This window comes from Parvularcula sp. LCG005 (assembly GCF_032930845.1).
Classification (GTDB): Bacteria; Pseudomonadota; Alphaproteobacteria; order Caulobacterales; family Parvularculaceae; genus Parvularcula.
Genome location: NZ_CP136758.1, coordinates 412638 through 435750 on the forward strand (window position 1 = coordinate 412638; position 23113 = coordinate 435750).

13 protein-coding genes are annotated in these 23113 nt (G+C 59.1%); 6 read left to right on the forward strand and 7 right to left on the reverse strand.

What is annotated here, in order from left to right; genetic code table 11:
• The first annotated feature begins 96 nt into the window (after positions 1 to 96).
• From RUI03_RS01900 to RUI03_RS01910, 3 genes are all read left to right on the forward strand, one after another.
• Entirely contained in the window at positions 97 to 1998 is a 1902-nt protein-coding gene (locus RUI03_RS01900) for an ATP-binding protein (protein WP_317288594.1), read from the forward strand.
• Positions 1998 to 3401, forward strand: coding sequence for a PstS family phosphate ABC transporter substrate-binding protein (locus tag RUI03_RS01905; RefSeq protein ID WP_317288595.1), 1404 nt, complete (start codon positions 1998 to 2000; stop codon positions 3399 to 3401). The genes RUI03_RS01900 and RUI03_RS01905 overlap by 1 nt, the downstream gene beginning before the upstream one ends.
• A gap of 305 nt (positions 3402 to 3706) precedes the next feature.
• On the forward strand, positions 3707 to 4228 hold the full coding sequence (locus RUI03_RS01910; protein WP_317288596.1) for a DUF1465 family protein: 522 nt from the start codon (positions 3707 to 3709) through the stop codon (positions 4226 to 4228).
• A gap of 3 nt (positions 4229 to 4231) precedes the next feature.
• Here RUI03_RS01910 and RUI03_RS01915 read toward each other — a convergent pair whose 3' ends face one another.
• The 6 genes from RUI03_RS01915 to RUI03_RS01940 all read right to left on the reverse strand — a co-directional run bounded on the left by RUI03_RS01915 (position 4232) and on the right by RUI03_RS01940 (position 16216).
• Complete coding sequence (locus RUI03_RS01915; protein ID WP_317288597.1) at positions 4232 to 7537, reverse strand: efflux RND transporter permease subunit; 3306 nt, start codon at positions 7535 to 7537, stop codon at positions 4232 to 4234.
• A gap of 2 nt (positions 7538 to 7539) precedes the next feature.
• Positions 7540 to 8676: an efflux RND transporter periplasmic adaptor subunit gene (locus RUI03_RS01920; RefSeq protein ID WP_317288598.1), complete on the reverse strand. Its 1137-nt coding sequence runs from the start codon at positions 8674 to 8676 to the stop codon at positions 7540 to 7542.
• A gap of 107 nt (positions 8677 to 8783) precedes the next feature.
• Positions 8784 to 9215 carry a DUF2147 domain-containing protein gene (locus tag RUI03_RS01925; protein WP_317288599.1) on the reverse strand — a complete coding sequence of 144 codons (432 nt, stop codon included), beginning with the start codon at positions 9213 to 9215 and terminating at the stop codon, positions 8784 to 8786.
• Between the two features lie 125 nt (positions 9216 to 9340).
• On the reverse strand, positions 9341 to 12139 hold the full coding sequence (locus RUI03_RS01930) for a phosphoenolpyruvate carboxylase (RefSeq protein WP_317288600.1): 2799 nt from the start codon (positions 12137 to 12139) through the stop codon (positions 9341 to 9343).
• 305 nt (positions 12140 to 12444) lie between these two features.
• Positions 12445 to 13995: a PAS domain-containing protein gene (locus tag RUI03_RS01935; RefSeq protein ID WP_317288601.1), complete on the reverse strand. Its 1551-nt coding sequence runs from the start codon at positions 13993 to 13995 to the stop codon at positions 12445 to 12447.
• A gap of 145 nt (positions 13996 to 14140) precedes the next feature.
• The gene (locus RUI03_RS01940; protein ID WP_317288602.1) at positions 14141 to 16216 is read right to left on the reverse strand and encodes a M13 family metallopeptidase; all 2076 of its coding nucleotides are present in this window, start codon (positions 16214 to 16216) and stop codon (positions 14141 to 14143) included.
• Between the two features lie 153 nt (positions 16217 to 16369).
• Here RUI03_RS01940 and hisG point away from each other — a divergent pair, with 153 nt between their 5' ends.
• The 3 genes from hisG to RUI03_RS01955 all read left to right on the forward strand — a co-directional run bounded on the left by hisG (position 16370) and on the right by RUI03_RS01955 (position 21691).
• Positions 16370 to 17284: an ATP phosphoribosyltransferase gene (gene hisG, locus RUI03_RS01945; protein ID WP_317288603.1), complete on the forward strand. Its 915-nt coding sequence runs from the start codon at positions 16370 to 16372 to the stop codon at positions 17282 to 17284.
• 183 nt (positions 17285 to 17467) lie between these two features.
• Positions 17468 to 20266, forward strand: coding sequence for a hypothetical protein (locus tag RUI03_RS01950; RefSeq protein ID WP_317288604.1), 2799 nt, complete (start codon positions 17468 to 17470; stop codon positions 20264 to 20266).
• Between the two features lie 153 nt (positions 20267 to 20419).
• Entirely contained in the window at positions 20420 to 21691 is a 1272-nt protein-coding gene (locus RUI03_RS01955; RefSeq protein WP_317288605.1) for a hypothetical protein, read from the forward strand.
• 23 nt (positions 21692 to 21714) lie between these two features.
• Here RUI03_RS01955 and RUI03_RS01960 read toward each other — a convergent pair whose 3' ends face one another.
• Complete coding sequence (locus RUI03_RS01960; RefSeq protein ID WP_317288606.1) at positions 21715 to 23070, reverse strand: oligosaccharide flippase family protein; 1356 nt, start codon at positions 23068 to 23070, stop codon at positions 21715 to 21717.
• Positions 23071 to 23113 lie beyond the last annotated feature (43 nt).

Genomic DNA, 23113 nt, shown 5'->3' on the forward strand with positions numbered 1-23113 from the left:
GAACCTCAGCAGAGACAAGGCCTTGTGGGGTTTAACCAAATAATGACCTAGCGGGATGTAGGGTGGCTGCGCTCGGATCACAATTGGACACACGGAATGAGTCGCGCATCGGATCGCCTGCGTCAGATTTTCCAACGCCGCTACATCTTGGCGCTGGCGCTTCTGGCTGTGGCTGTCACGGTCACCTTTGCGGCATCGTTCCGCGTGGCGATGATCGAGACCAATCGCGCCCGCGCGGTTGTTCTCGTCACAGAGCAGCGCGCCCTGTCCCAACGCATCGGCTTTCTCGTCAAGGCGATGGATCGGACGGAAACGCCGGCGCGGATCGAACAATTGCGTGTCGAGCTGAAAACCACCATCGATCACATGCGGTCGGCGCACATGACGCTCACCGGACTGACCGAAGAGAGCAAGCGGCTGCACCGGTTCATCCAGCCCCTCGAAGGGATTTACCAGAACGGCTATTCGCGGTTTGACGGGCAGGTCACCTATTTTCTCGAGAACGCCGAAACGGTAGCTGCGCTTGATCCGTATTCGAAGGAATGGACGGCTGCTGCGACCTTGCGCAGTGATATCGTTGACGCGGCGACCAATTCGATGATGCAGACGCACGGTCTGATGGTGCGGATCCTTGAGGCCGAAGCGTCGCGCGACAACATTTTGTCCAAGGTCACGGACCTCGTTCTCTGGCTGTGCGCGCTGGGCATGCTGGGTGTCATTACGCTTGTCATCTTCAGGCCGATGGGCCGGGAAATCGCTCGTGCCTTTGAAGAAGTGGAAGGCGCCAAGATCAGCGCCAAGGAGGCGCGGGACGAGGCAGAAGCCGCCATTGAGGCCAAAGGCCATTTCTTGGAAGCCGCCTCCCACGAATTGCGGACACCGCTGAACGCCATTCTCGGCATGGCGAATGTCATCAAGGATCAGAGCACGACGGCCGTTTCCGACGAAGTCTCGCAAATGTCCGCTGCCAGCGACCATCTTCTGTCGCTGCTCAATAACATTCTGGATACCCACCGCCTGAGCTCTGGCCAATTGGAGCTGCAGAAAGAGAATTTCGAGCTCATTGATTCCATCCGGCGCCCAGCGCGCGCGGCCAAGCTGCTGGCCCAGCAGAAGGGGCTGGCATTTGAAAGTGAAATGCATATCCCTCAGGATCTGAGCATCCTTGGCGATTCCGCCCGTCTTGAGCAGATCCTGATGAACCTGCTCGACAACGCAGTGAAGTACACGGACGAAGGTAAGGTCTCATTGTTGGCGGATGTCCAGGGCGGCAACACGTCCAAGGCAGAACTGAACGTGATGATCGCAGACACCGGCGCCGGCATTTCGCGCAAGCGGCAGGAAACGATCTTCCAGAAATTCTCGAACGAAGGCTCCATGTTGTCGCGCAATGGCGGCCTTGGCGTCGGTCTCGCCCTTGCCAAGGAACTGGTCGAGATGATGGGGGGCACGGTCGATCTCGATTCCACGCTGGGTGAGGGGACGAAGTTCTTCATCAACGTACCGCTGACCGTCGCCAATCCCACGGCCCTCAATGACGAGGAAGTTGCTTCAATCAATATTCCGCTTGAAGAGCCGCTTACCATGCGGGCTCGCAGGACCAGCTTTGACGTGCTGATCGTCGACGACAACATGGCCAACCGGATGGTGGCCGAGGCACTGACCAAGCCGCTTGGCGGCATTGCCACCATGGCGGTCAACGGCAAACAGGCTGTTGAGAAAGCCGCGAGCCAGCGTTTCGATGTGATTTTCATGGATATCTCGATGCCTGTCATGGACGGGATCGAAGCGACGACGGAAATCCGTAAGGGCACGGGACGCAGCCGTTCTACCCCGATCATTGCCCTCACGGCGCATGTGGCGCCCGGCGATTTTGGCAGCCTCAAGGAAGCGGGTTTCCAGGATGTCATCACCAAGCCGGTGCGCAAGGAAGTGCTGGTGAAATGCCTCGAGCGGTGGCTGGTCGACGATACCAAAGCCCAGCAGAAGGTGGCGTGATGAAAAAGATCAGCTCACTGTTCATGTCGATTGCGGGGCTCGTCAGCGTGGCGAGCGCGGACGAAGCGGGTCCGTTGCAGATTGCCGGCGCGCCGACGGTCGCGCCCTATGCGGCCGCCGTCGCAGACATGGTTGATGGCCAGAGCGATATCTTCATCCACCGGACGAATTCTCATCACGGCATGACGGCCCTGTGCGCCAAGGGATCTTCGATCCAGATCGCAGCCACGAACCGCCCGATGCTGGATCAGGAACGATCCCAATGTGCGGGGGAAGGGGTCGAGCAGCTTGTAGAAATCGAGCTTGGGTATGACGGCATTGTCTTCGCGCAATCCAGCAAATCCAAACACATCAGCCTGACCGCCCGGGACATCTACCTCGCCGTGGCGCGACAGACGCCACGCACCAATAGCGACTGCGTCCTGGTGCCGAACCGGCGCAAGACATGGAAGGATGTACGCTCCGACTTGCCCAAGCGGGACATTCTGGTCTTTGGACCACCCAATTCGACGGGCAGCTGGAATGCCCTGATGGAACTTGTCCTGAAGGAAGGCGCGCGCAGTTTCCCCTGCCTTGCCGAGCTTGAAAGTCGGTCACCTTCCTACTTCACATCCGCCCTTGATCTTCGCCGGGACGGCATGTGGGTCGACGGAGGCGAGAATGATTTCGCGGTGGCCCATACGCTTCGCTATGTCCGCGATGCGATCGGCATCTTTGGCTTTGCGCACCTGAGCGGCACCTCAGGGGTTGAGCCCATCTCATTCAACGGCGTCGAGCCATCCGTTCGTACACTGAACAGCCACGACTATAGCGTAACGCAAACGCTGTATCTCTATGTCCGTGCCGATCGCCTGGCGCAAAATGAAAATCTCGAGGAGATCATCGCAACCTTCTCGCGGTTTGATGCCATTGCGCCGCAGGGCCGGCTCGTTCGTCTTGGCCTCGTGCCCAGTCGCTTCAGTGGTCGCCGGACGATCATCTCCACTGCCAACGGCGAACGTCAGGTGATAGGTGCTCCCAAGCAGGAAACGATGGCTGCGCCTGTGCACTATGCTGAACCACGGAAGATCCCGTCCCCCTCGGTGAAACCTGAACCGGCCGCAAAACCTGTCCGCGTTGTCAAAGCACCGCCGGCCGCATCGCCCCCCAAACCGGTGGCGAAAACAGCCCAGATCAAGCCTGCGGACCCCGCACCGAAGGCAAAACCGATTGCCCCGTTTCCATCAAAGCCTGCGACACCGCCAATAAGCGCTGCTGCAGCCGAGACGCTGCCTCGCGCCTCAACATCTACGGGTCACCCTTCAGCCCCTGAAACGCGCACCCGCGCCAAGCCTGAGTGTGAGCCGTCGGAGAATTGCGCTGAGCCGTCCCGCGACGGACCTGTGACCTCATCGATCTTCTAGTTTTCCACAAAGTTCGCCTTTAGCGGGGCGAGGGGCGGCCTCTTTCGGGACGTCGCTGGTCGAAAGCGGGACAAGGCGGCACACCCGCCGATCTACTGCCGCAACCCTGATGCGCCAAAGCTGTGCCATCCTGCATCCGACAGTCGTCGTTTGCCCCTTCTCACGGCAAACTGTCCCTATTTCACTCATCTCTCGGTTGCTGGCACATGCGTTGCTCATAGTGATGTGAAATCAAGAGTGTACGCGGCCACTTCACGCGGCTATGAATGACAGGATACGACATGGTGATAAGGGATCAGGCTGCGATGGGAATCAGGAACGCTGACCTACAGGACGATTTGCTCTGTGAAACGCGGCTGGCTCCGTTCGTTCGCTCGAAGGTGTTCACCAATCTCTTCGCCCATGGCATGGAACTCGTCGAAGAAACAGCCACTTATCTCGACAATGGCGGACGCAAGGCGGCCAAGAGTCTGAGCCGGGAAGCGGCCATGACCTATGCCGGCGTGTCCATGCGGCTGACCACACGACTGATGCAGATTGCCTCCTGGTTGCTCGTCCTGCGCGCGGTGCGCGACACGGAAATGACCGAAAAAGAGGCGCAGGAAGACAAATATCGGATTGGTCCGGCCGAGCGTTATGACCGCACCGTCAACGATATCGAGGTTCTGCCCGAGGAGTTGCGCGATCTGATCGAACAGACCGATACGCTTTATGCGCGGATCAGCCGTCTCGATCGTGACCTGTTCACCAATGCGTCGCCGCTATCAACCGAAGGCGACGCCAAGGGCCGCATGCAGGCGCTGATGCGGGCCTTTCCCTCTGAGTAAGGATTATTCTGCTGCGTCCCGCAGGCTGGCGGGGCGTTGGTCATCGAATTGACGGCCGGGACCCGTTCCCGGCCGTTTTTCTTTATAGATCGCTTTGCCTTTGTGAAGGATGCCCTTCATCCGCCCGCCGATCTCTGTTGGCGCGGCCAGCAGAACAGGGGTCAGGATGAGCGTGAGCAGGGTGGCAAACGCCAGGCCATAGACGATCGCTGAGGATAACAGGACCCACCAGTCCGACGTGGCGTTGCCGATGCCGACGGTGGCACGCTTGAAGTCGATATTGATCTCGAAAACCATGGGCAGCAGGCCGATGATTGTGGTGATGGTCGTCAGAAGCACGGGCCGCAGGCGCTGGGCTGCCGTGCGGATCGATGCCTCGTGCACGCCGAGCCCCGCCTGGCGCAGGGAATGATAAGTGTCGATCAGAACGATATTGTTGTTCACGACGATACCCGCGAGGGCGACGATACCGACGCCTGTCATGATCTGCGACACATATTGTCCTGACAGCGCGACCCCCAGAAGAACACCGTAGACGGATAGAACCACAGCTGAAAGCGTCAATGCCGCGTGATAGAAGCTGTTGAACTGGAGAAGCAGGATCAGGCCGATCATGGCCATGGCGGCGACCATTGCGCCCTGAAACCAGGCGCCGGTCTCAGCCGTCTTTTCCGCCGCGCCGCGCAGGCGCCACTGCACCGACTGTCCGAACTCTTCACTCAGCGCCCCGCTGTCCAGCCAGTCTGCCATTGCCGCGGTGGCCTGATCCTGGCTGACCGGATGGCCGGGCACGGTCCGGTTGGCATTGCCCTGGATCTCCAGCAGGCGCGAGCTGTCGCGCCGATCAAGACGGTTGAGCTGCCGTGCCGGAACACGTTTGACGAAGTTGGAAAGCGGCACATTGCCAAGGGGTGTTGCAATCTCGATCTGTTCAAGCTGCCCCAATGTCTGGTCGTCTTCGGGATAACGGAGACGGATATCAAGTTCCTCCTCCGTGTCATCGGGACGATAGGTGTCGACGATCAAACCGTCCGTCGCCAGCTGAATGGCAGCGCCGACATCCGCGATACTCAAGCCATAACGGCCAGCCTCTGACCGGTCGACATCGAGCACCCATTCAATGCCGGGCAGGGGCTGATTGTCTTCAATATCGATGAAGGTCGGGATGACCTGTCCGTCGACGGAGGTTGTGCTTTCTTCCATGAAGCGGCGCACGCGCGCCGCGGCGGCGCGGGCATGATCGTAATTGTCGGCGCGCAGCTCGATCTGCACATCCTTGCCGACCATCGGTCCCTGTTCGGGTTGGCGAACCTCGACGATGACGCCGGGGATGCCTTGCGTCATCGAGCGAATTTCTTCGACCACTTCGAGACTATGGTCCCGGTCGGCATAGGGGATGAGATCAATATCAACCTGGGCAATGGCCTCGATCGGCGCGTCACGGCCCCTTGCGACCTCCGGGCCGGTATGGACGTAGACGAATTCGACGGCCGGATGGGTCATCACCCGGCGTTCAACTTCCTGCGCGACCTCAAGCGTTTCGCCCGAGGAGATATTGCCGCGGCCATGGATGTAGACGTTGATCTGTTCATTATCGACCCGCAGGAACTGCTCCACAGGCACGTTGGACAGCGCAAAGAATTTGCCGATCATCATGACACCAATCACGGTCAGGCCGATCATCAGGACGGGCTTCTTCACGAGCGATGCCACCATGCGTGCATAACTGCCGGTGAAGCCAGGAAGGGTCGTGGGATCAATGTTATCGAGGTCGACCCGCTCGCGGCCCTCGACCTGCCCCTTCAGGTGGAAGCGCCGTTTCATGCCGTCGGGGATGCCAAAGCTGGCACCGATCACGGGCAAGAAAATGAGCGCTACGGCGAGTGACGATGACAGCACCAGGATGAGTGTGATGGGGATCCAGCGCATGAAATAGCCTTCGATCGCATCCCAGAACAGGAAGGGCACAAAGGCGGCGAGGGTCGTCGCTGTGGAAGCGACGATCGGCCAGAACATACGCTTCGAGGCTTCCAGAAACGCATCGCGCCGATCTGCGCCCTCCGCCATGCGCCTGTCGGCCAACTCAACAATGACAATGGCACCATCGACCAGCATCCCCACCGACAGGACGAGGGAGAACATCACCAGATTGTTCAGGGTAAAGCCGAAAAAGCCGATGAAGGCGAAGCCGATCAGGAATGATGCGGGAATGGCGATACCGACGAGCAGGGCTGATCGTAAACCCAATGCCGCCACGACGACGATCATAACGAGGATGATGGCGAGCGCGATCGACGCGGTCAGGCTCGAAAAGATCGAATCCACAAGAATTGAGGTGTCGCCCATGAAGGACACCGTCATGGTGCTTGGCCACTCTGCGGCTGTCTGCAGGGAGAGCGTCTTCACCGCCTCTGTCAGATCAAGGAGGTTGATGTCGGACCGCTTGGTGACATCGAGCGCAATGGCGGTGTTGCCGTTGAAGCGGGCATAGCCGTCGGGATCGTCGAAAGTTCGGCGGATCTCGGCAATGTCGCCCAGGGTCACGATATCGTTGGCGTCTGCCCGAACCGGCACTGCACGCAGGTCATCGAGCGATTCAAGCAGTCCGGGCAGTTTAACCGCGTAGCTGCCGTCCTCAAAACGTAGATTGCCGCCCGTCACCAGCGTGTTGTTGTTCCGGATCGCGCCACTGACCTCAAGGGGGGTCAGGCCGTACAACGCCATGGCTTCAGGCGAGATGACAATATTGACGACTTCTTCGCGGTCGCCGACCAGTTCCACATCCATGACGCCGGGAACCGCCATCAGCCTGTCCTGCAGGGCCTTCGCAGCCTCAAGCAGGGCGCGTTCGGGCGCTTCGCCGCTGACGATCACCTTGATGACCGGGAACATGGTCTGGGCATTGATCTCGCGAACCTGAGGTTCCATCGCTGCGGCCGGGAATTCAGACTTTGCGCGGCTCACCGCCTCGCGCACGTTAATCACCACCTGATCCATGTCGAGCCCCGGCTCGAATTCGAGCATGAACTGGGCGACACTGTCGAACGCTGCGGCGTCCATCTGGACCAGCCCCTCAAGGTTCTGCAGCTCGGTTTCTGTCGGGCGGATCAGCAGGCGTTCTGCGTCTTCTGGCGCCACACCGGGTAGGGGCAGGATCACGCTGACAAAGGGCAGGGGGATATCCGGATCCGCCTCGCGAGGGGCCGTCAGATACGTGCTGACACCGAGATATCCAAGCACCACGAGGAGCAGGAGCGCGACCTTGCTGCGATCAAACGCGGCGTCGACGATGCTGCTGATCCCTGCCATGCCTACTGCATTGATCCGTTGCGGGCGGTCGTAAAGGCGACCTCGTTGCCCTGTTGGACATAGTCCTGGCCGCGCACAACCACGAGCGCCTGCCCGTCTAGGCCAGTCACATAGGCACCGTCATCCACCTCGCCCGAGAGGCTGACGGGCATAAAGCGCACCGTGCCGTGATCGGTCGATGTCGGCTCGATGATCCTTACGCCGAGCGCCCCTGAATCATTGAAAACAAGGGCGTTGCGCGGGACCAGGGCCGCCTGTCCCTGACCCGTCGTGATCGCCGCTTCGGCCGCGAGACCGGCAGGGATGTCCTCGTCATTGACCGCGGTTAACTCTACCCGAAAGGCGCGGGTCCGGTCATCGGCTACGTTGGCGACATAGCTGACGGTGGCGGCAAACTGGCGGCTATCCGACAGCGTGACTTGTGCCCTGTCGCCAGGATTGAGGGTCGCCGCTTCATCTGCACCGACGCCGCCGGCGACGATGATATTGCTCAGATCAGCAACGATGGCGCAGGGTGCTCCCGCGGCCAGAACGTCTCCGGGCTCGACCAGCGTTTCCGACAATACCCCGTCAAACGGGGCGGCCACGTCAGTGTTTGCAAGATCAAGACGGGCCCGGCTCAACCGGGCCGCGGCACCGTCACGCTGGGCCCGCGCCGATTTCAGGGCGGCGTCGGATGCAAAGCCTTCTTCATGAAGTCGGCTGGCGGCATCAAAATCGGTCTGGGCCTTTGTATAGGCGGCGCGCGCCTCTTCAAGGACGGCGCGGCGGCTGTCGACATCCAACCGGCAGATGATGTCGCCTTCCTTCACCATGGTGCCCTCACTGATGGGCATGGCGGCAACCTGACCTGGCGTCTGGGCGCGGACAGTGACCCGGCGGCCCGCTTCGGTGCGGCCACGCAAGCTGATCACATCCTGATGTTCAGTCGGTGCAATGTCCTGAACGAGCACGACAAACTCTTCTCGCGCTTCGCTCGCACTTGCTGCAGGCGCGTCGTCGTTTCCCGCCATGATCGTCCCGATGGCGAAATAGGCAATTACTGCAGCAAGGATGATGAGAGCCGTTACGACTGACGGCGGCAGGCCCAAAAACCTTCGTGACGCGTCAGTGTCCTGATCTGAATGTCCCGTGGCCAAGTTCGCGTCCCTTTTGGCGGTGCTCGTACAGCGCCGCCTTAGCACCATAAGGTGAGAGGAACATTAGGACGATAAACGTTTTTGCCAGGGCCAAACGGTCGCAGGGCTTACTCAGGCTCTGTCTTTTTGACAGCTGGCAACCAGACCTGTCCCTTGCAGATGGGCCCCATACATCCCTTCACTTCCAGCGTCCCGTCATCGAGACGTTTCAGCTTCGCGCGATAGGTTCGTCCATCTTCAGGATTATAGATGTCGCCGTTGGTCCAGCCTTTGTCGTGAGGCTCGAAATCCTCAAGGAGAACCATACCGAGAATGGAGCGGTCGCGGAGGTCCGGATCACGGTTTTGGGTGTCCAATGTCTCGCCGGTCTGATCATCAATCATCCAGATGACCCGGCCGCAGGGAGTCTCATCGCCGCAATCGTAGATTTCGATGACGCTATCGCGGCGCGGGGTGAACCAGTTTCCGAAAACGTCGGCCTCTGACCCCGGTTCTGTCACCATGGTGACCGCCATGACGCCTGCGATAAATTCCAACATTTCCGGCCCTTCTCACCTGATCTGCCCATTGCTGTCGGTGAGTAAAGAATAGACCGGGCGACAGGGCAATGTCTGGTTGCCCTGTCTTTATTATTGTTCAGTTACCTTGAACTGCCTGATCCGCGTCAGCCGATCGCGCCGAAATGGTTGGCGATACCAACACTGATCCGGTGGATCAGACGCTGCAGTTCTTCAAGTTCTGCGATCGTCCGGTCCGCAACTGTGCTGCGGCGGGCCGATGGATCAGGATAGTCTGCTTTTTCATTCAGCACGAGGCGGGTGAAATCTGTCCCTTCACTGAACGCTTCGCGCATAATGCTGACCGCGTGATCAATATTCAGGGAGAAGACCGCTTCCATCACGGTTTCGCGCGAGAATGATCCGCCCGGTGTGAAGGAGGGCAGGTCGGCTGCCATAATGAACAGCCGCTGAATGAGAGCGATCCGTACGGCGTGTAGCAGGTCGAGATAAGGATCCGTGTGACCCGACGTGTCGCTGGCATCGAAATCCATGTCGTTGAGCGCGCGGGACAGGGCAATGGAATCAGACCGCAGGCGCGCCGCGAGCTGCAGACCCGCAAAGTACCGTCCGTCTTCTGACAGTTGGGATGCCAGTGTTGCGCAGGCATCTTCGATCTGCGGCTCTTCGCCGGAAATCGGCCGTGTCGCCCAGAAGGACCCGTCATACAGCTTCATGTACGCAATCAGGGTCTTCATGTCCGAGCCCATCCGTGCCCGGTCGACCATGCGCATCAGCCGGTCAAACCGGTCTGAGCGCTGGCGGAGGATGCGGAAGGCATCGGGTTCGACCGCGATGGCACTGCCGACGCCGCCAAGGATGTTCGCAAGGAAACCCATCTGCTGCAGAATCGCATTGTGCGGAATCGCGCGGATACGGCGCAGGCTCGTTTCCTCGTCCGCCTTGCTCTCGAACTGGCGCTTGGATTTGCGCGAACCCGTCTGGGGCAGGAGGGATAGACCCATCGCGTTGAGCGCGATGTTGTAGGCGGGATCACGGAACAGATTTTCCTGGCGCCGTTTGACCGCGTTGAAGAAGTCTAGGCTGGCGCTGGTTTCCCGATAGAACGGGTCTTCTTTCTGGGCGAGGTCTTGGGCAACCAGATCCGCCGTCAGAATACCGGTCATTGTACGTCGTGCCAGCTCAGGCGTGGTGAACCAGACATAGCCGTCGCCGCCCTGGAAGCTCTGTTCATGGCGGAGGAAAATCTTGCGGTTCTGGAACTGGCTGCGGGCCCAGGGGGACAGCGCATAAAGGCACCGGTCGACAATGCCGCCCGGGTGTCCGCCGCGGCCCATGCTCTCGCCGTGGGTGTCGTACACGATGGCTTCAAGGTGGCCCAGATCGTGCCGTCCCATTTCATCCGCAAGCTGACCTTGCAGGCGTTCAATGGCAAGCCCCGCGGGCACCTGTCCCATGAAACGCCCGGCGTCAGAGAAACCGGTCTCGATGGCGACCCGGCCGCGACGTTCCACATGGGAGCGATAGGCGCGCTGGCGGAACAGGACGTCAAGAATGCGGCGACCGCGATCAAGGCTCAGCGCCGTTTCAAACAGCGGGCAGACATCGACCTTGTGATCGACGCCAAAAATCTTCGCTTCATAGATGGCGGCAAGGACAGTTACCGGATTTTCGCACTCTGCGATCAGTAGACGGATTGGACTGTCGGCATCGATATGCTTCAGGATCTGCGCCATGGCGATGAACAGCCGGGCAGCTGAAGCCCGTTCGGTCGCCAGCGCCCCGAAATTTACTTTCTTCGGTTGCGCTTCGGCAATGATGTCCGAAATGTCCTCAAGTGCCCCGCGGCCGAAGAGGTCGTCTTCGGAGGTGAGGTTCAAAATCCCTTTTGCCGTGTGACGGATCTGCGCCGCGTTCAGGCGGAAATGGATATCTCCCATGCCCAGGGCAAAACACTGCATTTCTGCGCGCAGAGCGGCGATCTCGATCGCCTTGTCATCAGCCGCCTCGGCAATTTTTGTCAGATCACTGATGATCTTCTTGAGGCTGACAACGTTGCTCTCGTCGCTCGTCAGTGTGTTGGCGGCATGGGTCAACTTGTCGGCGTCGGTGAGGTCACCGGCGAACGCCTCCACATGGGCTTCTGCCCGCGCGTGAGCCTTCCCAACGACCTCGGTGATCGCAGCGACAGGCTCACCGATCGCTTCGAGACGTGTCATGTATAGCGCCAGGCGCCGCTCTTTTTCATGCAGGCGATGGCGGATGACCGACGCCCAGCCGATATCGTTCCGGCCATCCATGTCATAGCCGACCCATGTGCCCAGCCCGACGGGCTGTGGGTCAAGCGTCAGCCACTGGTCCGGATATTTCTTTTTCGCATAGGCCAGAATGACCTTGTTCAACTCATGCAGTGTATTGGCCGCATGGACGAGCGCCTGTTCGGCTTGTTCATGTTCCAGATCGAGCGTGATCGGGCGATCGGGCAGACCGGCGGGATTGGCGGGCACGGTCCCGTCGTCGGCACAATGGGCCAGCTGATCACGGGACTTTCGTGACAGAAGGAAGGTCGGATGTCCTGTGAACACCAGCGTTTCCCGCCGACGGGTCCAGTAGGTCTTGAAGCTTTTGAAATCAGGCAGCTTGTCGGACAGGCGCTCAACGACTGTCTCCAGGGTAAACGGCTTGCCCGTGCCATCATCTGTTCCAAGATAGCTGTCGACATGCTGGGCCCGGCGGGCAAACGCCTCCTTGTCCAGATGGTCGATCAGACCCTCCAGCTCACTGATTTCCAGGTGATCGGCTCGTCCTGCTGCCTGAAGCCGTTTTGAGAGCTCATGGGACAGGCGGCGGACAGGATTGTGCAGCGGGTCCTGCTTGATCCCCAACCGTAACTCTTCGAGGCGGGCGATCAGGGATTGGGCCAGATGGGAAGGTGTATCAGACATGCATATTTCCTGTCGCGCATATTGGCGCGGGCTCGCTTAACAACAGGCCGTTTTAGACGGTTTTGTCGCGTCGCAGTCAACCTTGAAGCGCTGTATTGTTGCGCGGCACAGGCCCGTATTGGGGGATTGTGTCAATTGCGATCAGGATGAGACCCGACGCACCGAAGGTGGCCGCGGATCGTCAAAGACCCGTCCTCGCGATATGGAGTGAGCGACGAACCTGTCCACACTTGTAACCGCATGAAAATCGATGGTCACAAGGCTCAGCGGTATCCACTTTTTGGGGATTGGCGGCGCGGACGTGGTTAGCCCGCGTCGCGATAGGCGGTTTCACCGTTTGGACGGTCGTTGCTGACATCGGCAGGCAGGAGCTGGTCAGCCAGCGCGCGAATGCGCAAGGTGGCTGTCTCCGCCAGCGAGAGTGCCAGAGCGTCGAAGAGCACGACGGGGGACCAGTCGCTCAAGCCTGTCTGATCGGCACTGCATCGGCCAATGTCGATCTGCCGGACGGGCAGATCAGCGCCGCCCATCCAGATTTTCAGTTCAGCAATCGTCTCGGGCGGCACGGTGAGGCCGGTGACAACCACCTGGCTTTCCTGGTTCTCGAAGAGGTCGATCACCTCACGCGGATCAGCCGCGACGATCGGCACAAAGTCCCACGCCGTCAGCTGCGCCGCAATCTGGCGGGCACCGGCCGCAGTGCCGTCAATAACGATGATCGCAATATCCGGCAGCGGTGCATTGAGGAGAGTATCACTATTGCCCGTCAGGGATGACAGGGCAGCGGTCTGCATCGCCATCTGCTCATCGGCGAGGCGTGCCATTTCCTGCAGACGGGCCTCTTCTTCTTTGCGGGCGGCCACAGCCTGACGGCTCTCCGTGATATCGGTCGACCACAGACGATAGCCGATCAACTGATCTTCAAGATCATAAAGCGGGATGCCGGTCGTCATGGCGGCGACAACGTCACCTGCCTGGTTGCGAGCAACAGTTTCGACATCAAGAAAGGGCAGGCCATTGGCGATGGCATGTCGAATGGTGGCCACCCCTTCGGCGGACTCATCGAAGCTAATGTCGATCAGACGCTCGAGGTGCCTCCCCACCAGCATTCGCCTTGGCAGACCGGTCAATTTGACGAAGCCGTCGGAGGCGAGAGTGATCAGACCCTGCAGCGTCATTTCCGCAAAATTGGGCTGCGCCACCGACAGAAGGTGTTCGAGCGCCCGCCGCTCAGCTTCCACCTGGGCCCGCGCCACCATGCTGCGGGTGAAATGAGAGGTGACCAGGCGATTGATCGTGACCACCATCAGACAGATCAGGAGGCCCACAAGCGACAAGACGCCAGCGAGCGCGATATTGCTGCTCTCCGCGGTACCAACGAGGAAGAAAACCGGCGGCGCAAAGAGGACACCGACATTGCGGCAGGCGTGACTTTGCTGGCTGTAAAAGCAGAGGGCCGAGATCATTCCCATCACGACGAGCAGCACCGTGACGATCATCATGACGTCCTGCGGCACCCCGGCCATCAGGCTGGTAAAACACAGGGCGGCGAGAGCAGCGATAAGGAGGGAGGACACCCGAAGAAATTCGATGTGATTTTCAATGGCGGTCAGGCTGAGCCGGTGCGGGTCCGTCCGGTACCATTTGCGCGCACGGATCGCGGCGAAGGCGACGAGCCCGAGCGGCATGGCGAGGGTCAGGTATAGACCGTTCTGCAGGCACAGGCCGGCAGCGATCGTTCCGATCAGCGCCAGCTGCGCAAAGAAGAGCGGCCAGATCATCGTGAATTCACGCACGATGCGACGCTGTCGATCGCGATCAGCCTTGGTCAGCAGACGGGGCGAGCGGGCGGTCAATGGGCCATGTCTCCAATAGCCGAACGGGCGGGCGCACCGATCGGACGAACAGGCCATGCTTACGGTTAAAGGGTGAAGATCCGCTTGCCCAAACGTAAAAGGGCCAGCCCGAAGGCTGGCCCTATAAGTTGCGAAGATTCCGCGATTACCAGATCTGCACGCGCTCTTCTGGTGGCAGGTAAAGGTCGTCATCCGGCGAGACGTCAAATGCGTCGTACCAGGGATCCATGTTCCGGACGATGCCGTTGGTCCGGTATTCGGACGGCGAGTGGGAATCTGTGACGAGGCGACGTTTCAACTCGTCCTCGCGGTACAGACGCTTCCACACCTGCGCCCAGGCCATGAAGAACCGCTGATCGCCCGTATAGCCGTCAATCACCGGCGCTTCTTCGCCGTTGAGGGACAGTTTGTACGCTTCGTAGGCCATGCGCAGCCCGCCAAGGTCACCAATATTCTCGCCCATGGTCAGTTCAGGGCGAACGAAATGGCCCTCGACCGGTGAGTAAGTGGCATATTGTGCACCCAGCTGGTCGGCCAGTTTCTGGAAGCTGTCGGCGTCCGCTTTCTGCCACCAGTCCCGCTGCATGCCTGTGCCGTCTGCCTTGCGGCCCTGATCGTCAAAGCCATGACCGATCTCGTGACCAATGACGGCACCGATACCGCCGTAATTGACGGCAGGATCTGCGTTCGGGTCGAAGAATGGCGCCTGCAGGATCGCCGCCGGGAACACGATTTCATTCCGGTTACGGGAATAATAGGCATTCACGGTCTGCGGTGTCATGAACCATTCGGTTTTGTCGATTGGCTGGCCGAGCTTGGCGATCATCTCTTCATAGTCGAAGGCGTCGGACCGCTTGTTGTTGCCATAGGCGTCACCTGCCTTGACCTCGAGAGCCGAATAGTCCGTCCACTGATCAGGATAGCCGATCTTGGTCGTGAACGCGGCAAGCTTCTTGCGCGCTTCTTCCTTCGTCGCGTCGGTCATCCACTCATTCGTCTCAAGACGTTTGAGGAAGGCAATCTTCAGATTGTCGACCAGCTTCTCCATTTCCACCTTGGATTCAGGCGGAAAATATTTGTCGACATAGACATGACCGACGGCCTCGCCGAGGGCGCCGTTAACGGCCGAGACGCCGCGCTTCCAGCGTTCGCGCTGAACCGGCGTGCCCGACAGTGCCTTGCCGTAGAAGTCAAAAGACGCCTGATCGACCTCATCGGGCAGCACCGACGCGTTCGAGCGAAGGGCGTGCACCTTCAGGTAATTGCGCCAGGTCTCAACCTCGGTATCGGCAAAGATGGAAGCCAGATTCTGGATCGCGTCATTCTCGCGAACGACGAACTCTGACTGGCCACCAAGCTTGAGCTCTTCGAGCATGTCCGCCCATGGCAGTTGCGGCGCGTAGTCGGAAAGCTCATCAAGCGTGTACAGATTGTAAGTCAGATCCGCATTGCGGCGCTTGGCTGGCTCCCAGTGCACTTCCGCCATGCGCTTCTCGAGGGCGAAGACCTCTTCGGCCTTCTCTGCGAACGCATCGACGCCCGCGATTTCCAGCATGCGCGACAGGAAGTCCATATAGGCTTCACGCTTGTCGGCAAATTCCGGGGCGAGATAGAAGTCCCGGTTGGGCATGCCCAGGCCGGACTGAGAAATATAAACCGTATACTGATCAGGGTTCTTGTTGTCGACGTCCACATACGCACGGAACGGACCGGCAGCGTCAAGATCGGGACGCGCCATCACATGGGCGACATCGTCGAGGGTCTGAAGCCCGTCATAAGTGTCGAGCTCAGCCTGGATCGGTTCGAGACCCTTGGCGTTGATCGTGTCGGTGTCGAGGAAGGCGTTGTAATAGTCGCCAATCTTTTGCTCGATCGACCCGTCCGGTGCATCGGCTTCGGCCGCTTCGCCGATAATGGCTTTGACCCGCTCTTCGGACCGTTCGAACAGGACCGTGAAGGCGCCGTAGTTCGAAAACTCGTCGGGCATCTCGAAGGTGTCGAGCCATTTGCCGTTCACGTAGCGAAAGAAATCGTCGCCCGGATCGACCGTGGTATTCATGTCATCCAGCTCGATGCCGAATGTGCCCAGCTCAGGCGACGTGTTCTGCGCGGTTTCGACCTGCGTTTCTGCAACGTCTGCTGGCGACGTGTCGGCGTCGGTGCCGCCCTGGCAGGCAGCAAGAAGAGCAATTGTCGCCGTTGAAAGAAATTTTTTGACCATGATACCTCAACTCGTTATCGGCTGTCGCGAAATGGTACGTCAGGCCCAAGGACCCATCCATGGTGTCCTTTTAACGGTCTCATCTGAAATCACCATGGCCCAATGTTGGTCAAATAGGTTGCTCCAGGCTCTGGGATAGGGGATATGGCCGCCATGGCTGGTAGTGAAAAGAATTCGATGGAAAACGGGCGTCTTCGCCTCGCGGTACAGAAGAGCGGTCGTCTCTCTGACGACACATTCGAACTCTTGCGCCAGTGTGGGCTCAAGGTGTCGCAAAGCCGGACCCGCCTCTATGCCCGGATCGAAGAGCTGCCGATCGACCTTTTGCTGGTCCGTGACGACGATATCCCTGAACTCGTGTCCAATGGCGCCAGTGATCTTGGGATTGTTGGCGGTAACGTCTTTGAGGAAGAGCGGTTGAGCCGCGAAGTGCCGCTTGATGCTGAAATCGTCATGCCGCTTGGCTTTTCAAAGTGCCGGCTGTGCATCGCGATGCCGAAGTCCAAGGCCTATGCCCAGGCATCTGACCTTGCCGGCAAGCGCATTGCCACATCCTATCCGGCGATCACCCAGGCCTGGCTGCACGAGAATGGCGTGACGGATGCCAAGACGGTGAACATGAGCGGCGCGCACGAGATTGCGCCGCGCCTTGGTGTTGCTGAAGCCATCTGTGACATCGTGTCGACCGGAGCGACGCTCGAATCCAATGGGCTCGGCGTCGCCGAAACGGTTTATTTCTCTGAGGCGTTGCTGATTGGCCCCACTGCCAAATTGTCGCCGCAAAAAAAGGCGACGCTGGATGCCTTGACCGGGCGGTTACAGGGCGTTCTTCGATCCAGAAACGCGAAATACGTGATGATGAATGCACCGCGCGATGCCGTGGATGCCATCAGCGCGGTATTGCCGGGGGCGGATTCGCCCACGGTGCTTGAACTCGCCGGGCAGACGGGAAAGGTCGCCATTCATGCGGTGTGTTCAGAGGATGTGTTGTGGGATCACCTCGCCGAACTCAAATCACTTGGTGCGAGTGCCATTCTGGTTCTCGACATCGATAAGATGCTGACCTGAACAGCACAAATCCGCCGGCATGGTAAGCCAGCGGTAAACCAAAGCACTCTGTTTTGACAAAAAATGTGACGCGTCTCTTCGCGTGCAAGTCATTGTTTGTGGCTAAAGACTGTCAATTCTAGGGCAATTCCATTGTATGCGGTCCGTCACGCGTGTTTCATCGGCGGAAGAAAGGTCCTCAGGATGAACGTCAGGTACCATCTTGTCGCGGTTTCTACAGTTCTTTCAGCTCTTTTCGGGGTCACCGGCGCAGCCAGTGCCGCGGACGAGCTGCAGATCACTCAAGGGGGCTATGCCGAGGTTGCGATTCCTCGGTTGGCGCGGGGCATCACCATTCGTCTGGAGGACATCGTCGATACATCGGGGCCCGACGCGACGTTCCGTGTGCAAATTTATGAAGGCAAGGTCCAGACCGGCTACCGCCGCGTCACCCTGTCGGAAACTGACGGCTATGTGACGCTCTACAACCAGCGTGCCTTTGACCGGGTTCGCATTGTGGATGATGAGGGAACGGTTTCAGCCCGTCTCACGGGGCTCAGCTTGTGCTGGAGCAAGCCGATCAATTTTGACTATTGCGAACATGCCCGCTGGAATTCCATGCCGGCCCGTTTCGAAATCGGCACGAAAACCCAGTATATCTATGCTGGCGGCTACGATGCCTCGAAATATGGCGGCGAAACTGCAGGGTATACGGAGTTCCTGAAAGGTATCGCGCCTGAAGTCGAGGCTGTTGAAGTCGCTGAGGAGCAGCAGGCGCCAACGAGCGGTCGGGGCGAACTGCCAATGACAATGCCGTCGCAGGAAGTCGAGGTGCCAGTCGTGGAAGCGTCCACTGCGGGACGGGGGCCAGGAACACCGATCACGCGTATGGATCATGTCGCCGTTCAGGCGGGTGTGGTCCTGCCAGGCGGATACACGGCGACTGATCCGTGGATTGACCATTTCAAGATTTCCAAGAACTGGACATTCAACAACGGCAATCAGGTGCTCCTGAAAGCGTCTGAGATTGAAATGAACGAGAACGGCATGCCGGTTCAGACCGCCGATATGCGCTATGACTGGAACCATTTCCTGGTCGCCGGCTATCTGTGGGATGGCCTGCGGATCAGTGGTTCGGACGATGCCAAGGGCACATGGCGGATGTGGACAGATGGGTCATCTGAACTCCATCCGTGGAACAATAATATCGAGTTCATCAAAAAGACGCCTTACTTGCTCGAATTCAGGTGCGTTGAGCGCTGTGTGCTGATGTTCCGCGTCAGCAATGTCAAGGACGGTGCCACGCCGCCTCACTTGGTTCAGCTGACCGATGCCGATGGTCGTGCGGTCAATGATATCCGTGACCTGGAAAACGGCCTCCTGACGCGTGAGCGGTGGCGCCGGGCCATGTATGGTTATGAAGAGCTGCGCTGGCTGTCGGAAAGCGGGGCGAATTCCCCGGGTATGCCGATCATCCGCTATGACCGCTTCGCCAAGATGCCGAACGCTTCATGGAACTCGAGCGGCAATGTTGTGCCTAACCGGTTGGATGAAAAGCAGGTGGCCAGCGAGCCCCAGGCTAATATCCGGACCGGAATGGGATCCAAATATACGTCTTCGCCTGTTGAAGCACGACTGCGCGCTGCATGGGAGATCGGTGCCGTCTATCACCATAACCTGCCGCCACAGTTCACCAACAGCAAGGAAGACATCGCGCCAGAGGTGTTCGGTCAGTGGGCCGTCGATCTGTGGAATGATCCAAGCTATACCGAAGCCGAGCGCCGGTCGGTTCTGAACGACTATGAACTTCAGCATGTGGACGAATTTGGCGCGGACATCGTTCGCAACCAGAAATATGTCGTCAACAATCAGGTGAAAGTCGAAGTCGGGAACGAGACCTGGAACTACGCCTTCTCGTATAATATCGGCCTGCGCTACATGCAGCGACTGGCCGAGCACACCGCCAAGATGATGGGCCGTGAAGCGGACTGGAAAGGCTCGAAGCCGGAAAATATCCAGACCGGATATGAACTGACCAAGGCCATCGCGCGCCTGCGGTATAAATATCCTGACATCGAATGGCGCGGCGTCATGGCCGTCCATACGGGCAGTGCGTCGGATTACCGCTTCCACGGTAACCCACCGCCGGAAACCCCGAGCGGTCTGGTCAATCTCAGCCTGCACGGCATGATGGATGGATATAACCTCTTCTGGGAGGACGTGGCCAACCATCCTGAGCTTGCCGAGATGTATGCGGCCAAACCCGAGAAGCCAGGCGACTGGTTCGAAGTTCAGGGCACCACATACTATTCCGTGGAAAGCATGCTGGCCGATGGCAAAACGCATATCGCAGGTATTCCACCGACAGAACTGGCGGCACGGGTGGCTGATCGCTCACAATGGCCGGCTCTGCGCGCGGAAATCCTGGACTTCTTCATCAACAGCCCTGCCACGCCGGGTGAGGCTAGCGATCCGAAAGGCCGGACAGCCGCGACCGCAAGCCTGCCGCGCATCAAGCAGCTCTTTGTGGCTTTGGCGGAACATGCTGCCGTGTACGGCATGCAGGTGGGCTCATACGAAGGCGGCAACCATTCGAGCATCGGCACCTACTTCTACTACATGAAGGAGCGTCCGCCGGGGCTGATGGAGTTCTGGCGTGACTTCTCCGACAGCGTTGAGCTTGGCCTGATCCAGACGGCCGTGCACGATGCGGCGGTGGAAGCGGGCTGGATGCGTCTGGCGGACTTTGACCTCTTCAACGGTGCGACCAAGGAGTACATCTTCGCAACGCGGAAGTCGTTTGAGGACATTACCGGCCGCTATTGCGAATATGTCCGGTGGATGCCGCAAAACCCGACCAAACCGCGCGGTCTGGAAGATGCGGCTGACCTTGAAAAACCACAGGAGCGCTGTGGCGGCATGGTCGAGTACCTGAATGGGGCCAAGGCGAATAATTACTACGCAGGACAGAAAGTGCCGGACCTCTCCGCCTTCTCCCGCTGAGGACGAAAAACCTGATCCGATGACAATCAGAAGGGGGCGGCACCACGATGTGCCGTCCCCTTCCGCTATTGTGCAGCTGCAATATGATGACACTGGATCGAAAATTGCCTACCATGCTGCAATGCGGTATGATGTTAGAGGGAGATCCGGGTCATGAAAGTGATGATTTTCGAGCCCTTCCACGGGGGTCATTATACAAATTATCTGCAGGCGCTGGCCGAGTATGGTGCGGCCCACCCGCAGATGTCACGTGAGGACACTGTTCTGGTGATCAGTGAGGCCCATCGGACCTCGCCCGCCTATGACGAGCAGATCGCCCCCTATGAGGACAAGGTCACCATTGATGCGAGCGTGGCCAGTGTTCCTGTCTGTATCGGTATCGGCTCTGCTCTGACGCGGCCGCGGGTCATCAAGCCCTACATGCAGTCGATGAAGTCGATCTGGAACGATTTCTGGAGCGCACTTGAGCGTCATCAGCCCGATAAGGTCATCATTCCGTCCGCCGATCACCCTTCTCAGGCGGCCATCCTGTTTGCCTCCCGTGCGGAGAAAGAGAAGCTCCGGTCCATGCCCATCGAAGCCGTTTTCCATTACTCCTTTGCGGGCTGGGCCAAGAAAGCACAGGACCGCTTCAAGGATGTCTCTTATCGCTGGGTCTGGGACCAGGCGCCGTGGAGCCGGAAGTATTTCGTCAATCCCATGGTGACCGACTGGTTTGAAGGGCGCGGTGTCTCGTCCTATCAGCTGTGTCCTGATCCGAATTTCGATCTCATGCCCCTCAGCCGCGAGGAAGCGGCGGCTGAACTCGGACTTGATCCGTCCAAATCCTATATGGGGTTCATCGGTTCGATGCGCGATCACGCCGCCATTCCGTTCATGACCCATGGGATGCGCCAGGCCGATCTGCCTGACGACAAGGTTCTGCTGCTGGCCGGGCGGATTCACGAATCCCACTCAGGCATACTTGAAGGTGCTCAAGACCTGATCGATGCGGGCAAACTCGTCATCCGGGACCAATATCTGTCGACGAAGGAATTGAGCGCTGGCTATCTGGTGTCGGACATTGTCGCGCCAATCAACCGCAATCACATGAACCTTTCAGCGAATGTCGTCACCGCCATGCGCGCGGGCAAGCCGGTATTTGCCAGTACAGAAGGTTATGGAGCCTACATGATTGATCGGTTCGGCATCGGCCGGACGGTCTGCATTGACAGCTGGGACAAGGCCGGGGCGGCCTTTGAAGACGCCTTCCGCTTCGCAGAGACCTACACGCCGGATCCCCGGATGGATAAGGTCGCGGACTTCCACCGTACGGACAATTTCGCAGGTCAACTGATCCATGGGGACCGGCCCGGTGATGCGCTGCGTCCGATCATCGGCTGGACGGAAATCATCGGTCAAAGCGATCGGCGCATTGCGGCATAAAGCGGCTGTGCCGACCCGAGCTGTCAGGTGAAAAATCCTGAGAACAGCGCGTTGTAGACATAGGCGCCGATGAGACCGACCACGGCGCCGGCAGCAATGGCCAGGCCATAGGCCAGTTCCCGGCTGACGGACAGCACCTTCGCCGAATACAGGATCCAGTAAATATAGAAGAGCCGCAGGACGTCCTGCAGCGCGACGGCCCATAGTAGGCCGTACACACCCCACTGGTAGAAGGCCAAGGGTGCCCCGACAGCGATAGCGATCAGGCGCAGCACGTCATTGGTGAATTTGCTGCGCATCCGTTTCATGCTGATAAGATATTCCTCGCCGGGATAGACGAGGGCCGTCACCAGCGGCCGGAAGAACAGGATGGACAGGAACGCGCCGCCCTGCAGATAGCGATTATCAAACACCACTTCGACCAGCGCCGGGGACAGTGGTATCGCGGCCGCTGCGACGAAAGCGAAGACGAGGCGGATGCGGAGCATCGGGCCGTAATAGCTTTCGACCGTCGCGCCGGTTTCGCGGACGATCGACGACGTCTTGGCGAAGTAGATGCGGTTGAAATAGGACAGCATGAAGCGGTCAAGCGTCATCATGATCGTCAGGGTGAGGGCATAGATACCCGCCAGCTCCCCACTGAACAGCTTGACGACCATGAGTTTGTCGATCTGTGCCGCGGCCGCGAAGATGACCCCCGACGCCAGGATCCAGCCCGAGAAATTGAACACTTCCCCAGCGATCTTGTTATCCCAGCGCAGACGACGCCATGGATCGGGATAGCAGGCGTAGGAAATGACGAGGTTGAACGCGGTCATGAACACCATGCCGGCAATCAGCGCCCAGTGGGATCGCCACCAATAAGCCAGGACAACGACCACCAGCACGCGGAGGATCGTGGCGACCAGCTCCAGCGTTGAGTTCTTCCATTCCTTCTGCTGTCGGCGCGCAATCGGAATGCCGAACGATAAAAAGCCCCGAATGACCGGGCTCAGGGCCGCCACCTGCAAGGCTGGCCCGGCTAGGGGTTCGCCCATCCAGTCAGCGAGAGGATTGGCGAGCAGGAAGAAGATCGCCCCGAGAATGAACCCCCTGACCACCTGCATGGTGAACAGCGTGTCGAGGTATTTGGGATCAAGGCCATTCTCATGCCGAATGATGAAGGGGGTGAAGCCCATGTCGCTGAGCATTTCGCCGATGAACATGATCGACGTCACGAGCATCAAAATCCCGAACGCTTCCGGATAGAGCAGCCGCGCCAGGATGGCGTTGCTGCCGAACCGGATGAAGATCTGGGCAATGTGAGAACTGAACAGCACGCTGGTCGAGTTCACAAGGCGCCGTGCAGGGCCCAGATACGTCAAGGGTCGGGAGTTCATGTTTCTCATAAAGGCGCCAATCTGGCAAAATGGCGGCGCGAGG

Excerpts from the sequence above, each read along its gene's own strand:
- RUI03_RS01960 (WP_317288606.1), bottom strand. The coding sequence starts at position 23,070 with ATGAACTCCCGACCCTTGACGTATCTGGGCCCTGCACGGCGCCTTGTG.
- RUI03_RS01940 (WP_317288602.1), bottom strand. The coding sequence starts at position 16,216 with ATGGTCAAAAAATTTCTTTCAACGGCGACAATTGCTCTTCTTGCTGCC.
- hisG (WP_317288603.1), top strand. The coding sequence starts at position 16,370 with ATGGCTGGTAGTGAAAAGAATTCGATGGAAAACGGGCGTCTTCGCCTC.
- RUI03_RS01930 (WP_317288600.1), bottom strand. The coding sequence starts at position 12,139 with ATGTCTGATACACCTTCCCATCTGGCCCAATCCCTGATCGCCCGCCTC.
- RUI03_RS01950 (WP_317288604.1), top strand. The coding sequence starts at position 17,468 with ATGAACGTCAGGTACCATCTTGTCGCGGTTTCTACAGTTCTTTCAGCT.
- RUI03_RS01905 (WP_317288595.1), top strand. The coding sequence starts at position 1,998 with ATGAAAAAGATCAGCTCACTGTTCATGTCGATTGCGGGGCTCGTCAGC.
- RUI03_RS01900 (WP_317288594.1), top strand. The coding sequence starts at position 97 with ATGAGTCGCGCATCGGATCGCCTGCGTCAGATTTTCCAACGCCGCTAC.
- RUI03_RS01955 (WP_317288605.1), top strand. The coding sequence starts at position 20,420 with ATGAAAGTGATGATTTTCGAGCCCTTCCACGGGGGTCATTATACAAAT.
- RUI03_RS01925 (WP_317288599.1), bottom strand. The coding sequence starts at position 9,215 with ATGTTGGAATTTATCGCAGGCGTCATGGCGGTCACCATGGTGACAGAA.
- RUI03_RS01915 (WP_317288597.1), bottom strand. The coding sequence starts at position 7,537 with ATGGCAGGGATCAGCAGCATCGTCGACGCCGCGTTTGATCGCAGCAAG.
- RUI03_RS01910 (WP_317288596.1), top strand. The coding sequence starts at position 3,707 with ATGGGAATCAGGAACGCTGACCTACAGGACGATTTGCTCTGTGAAACG.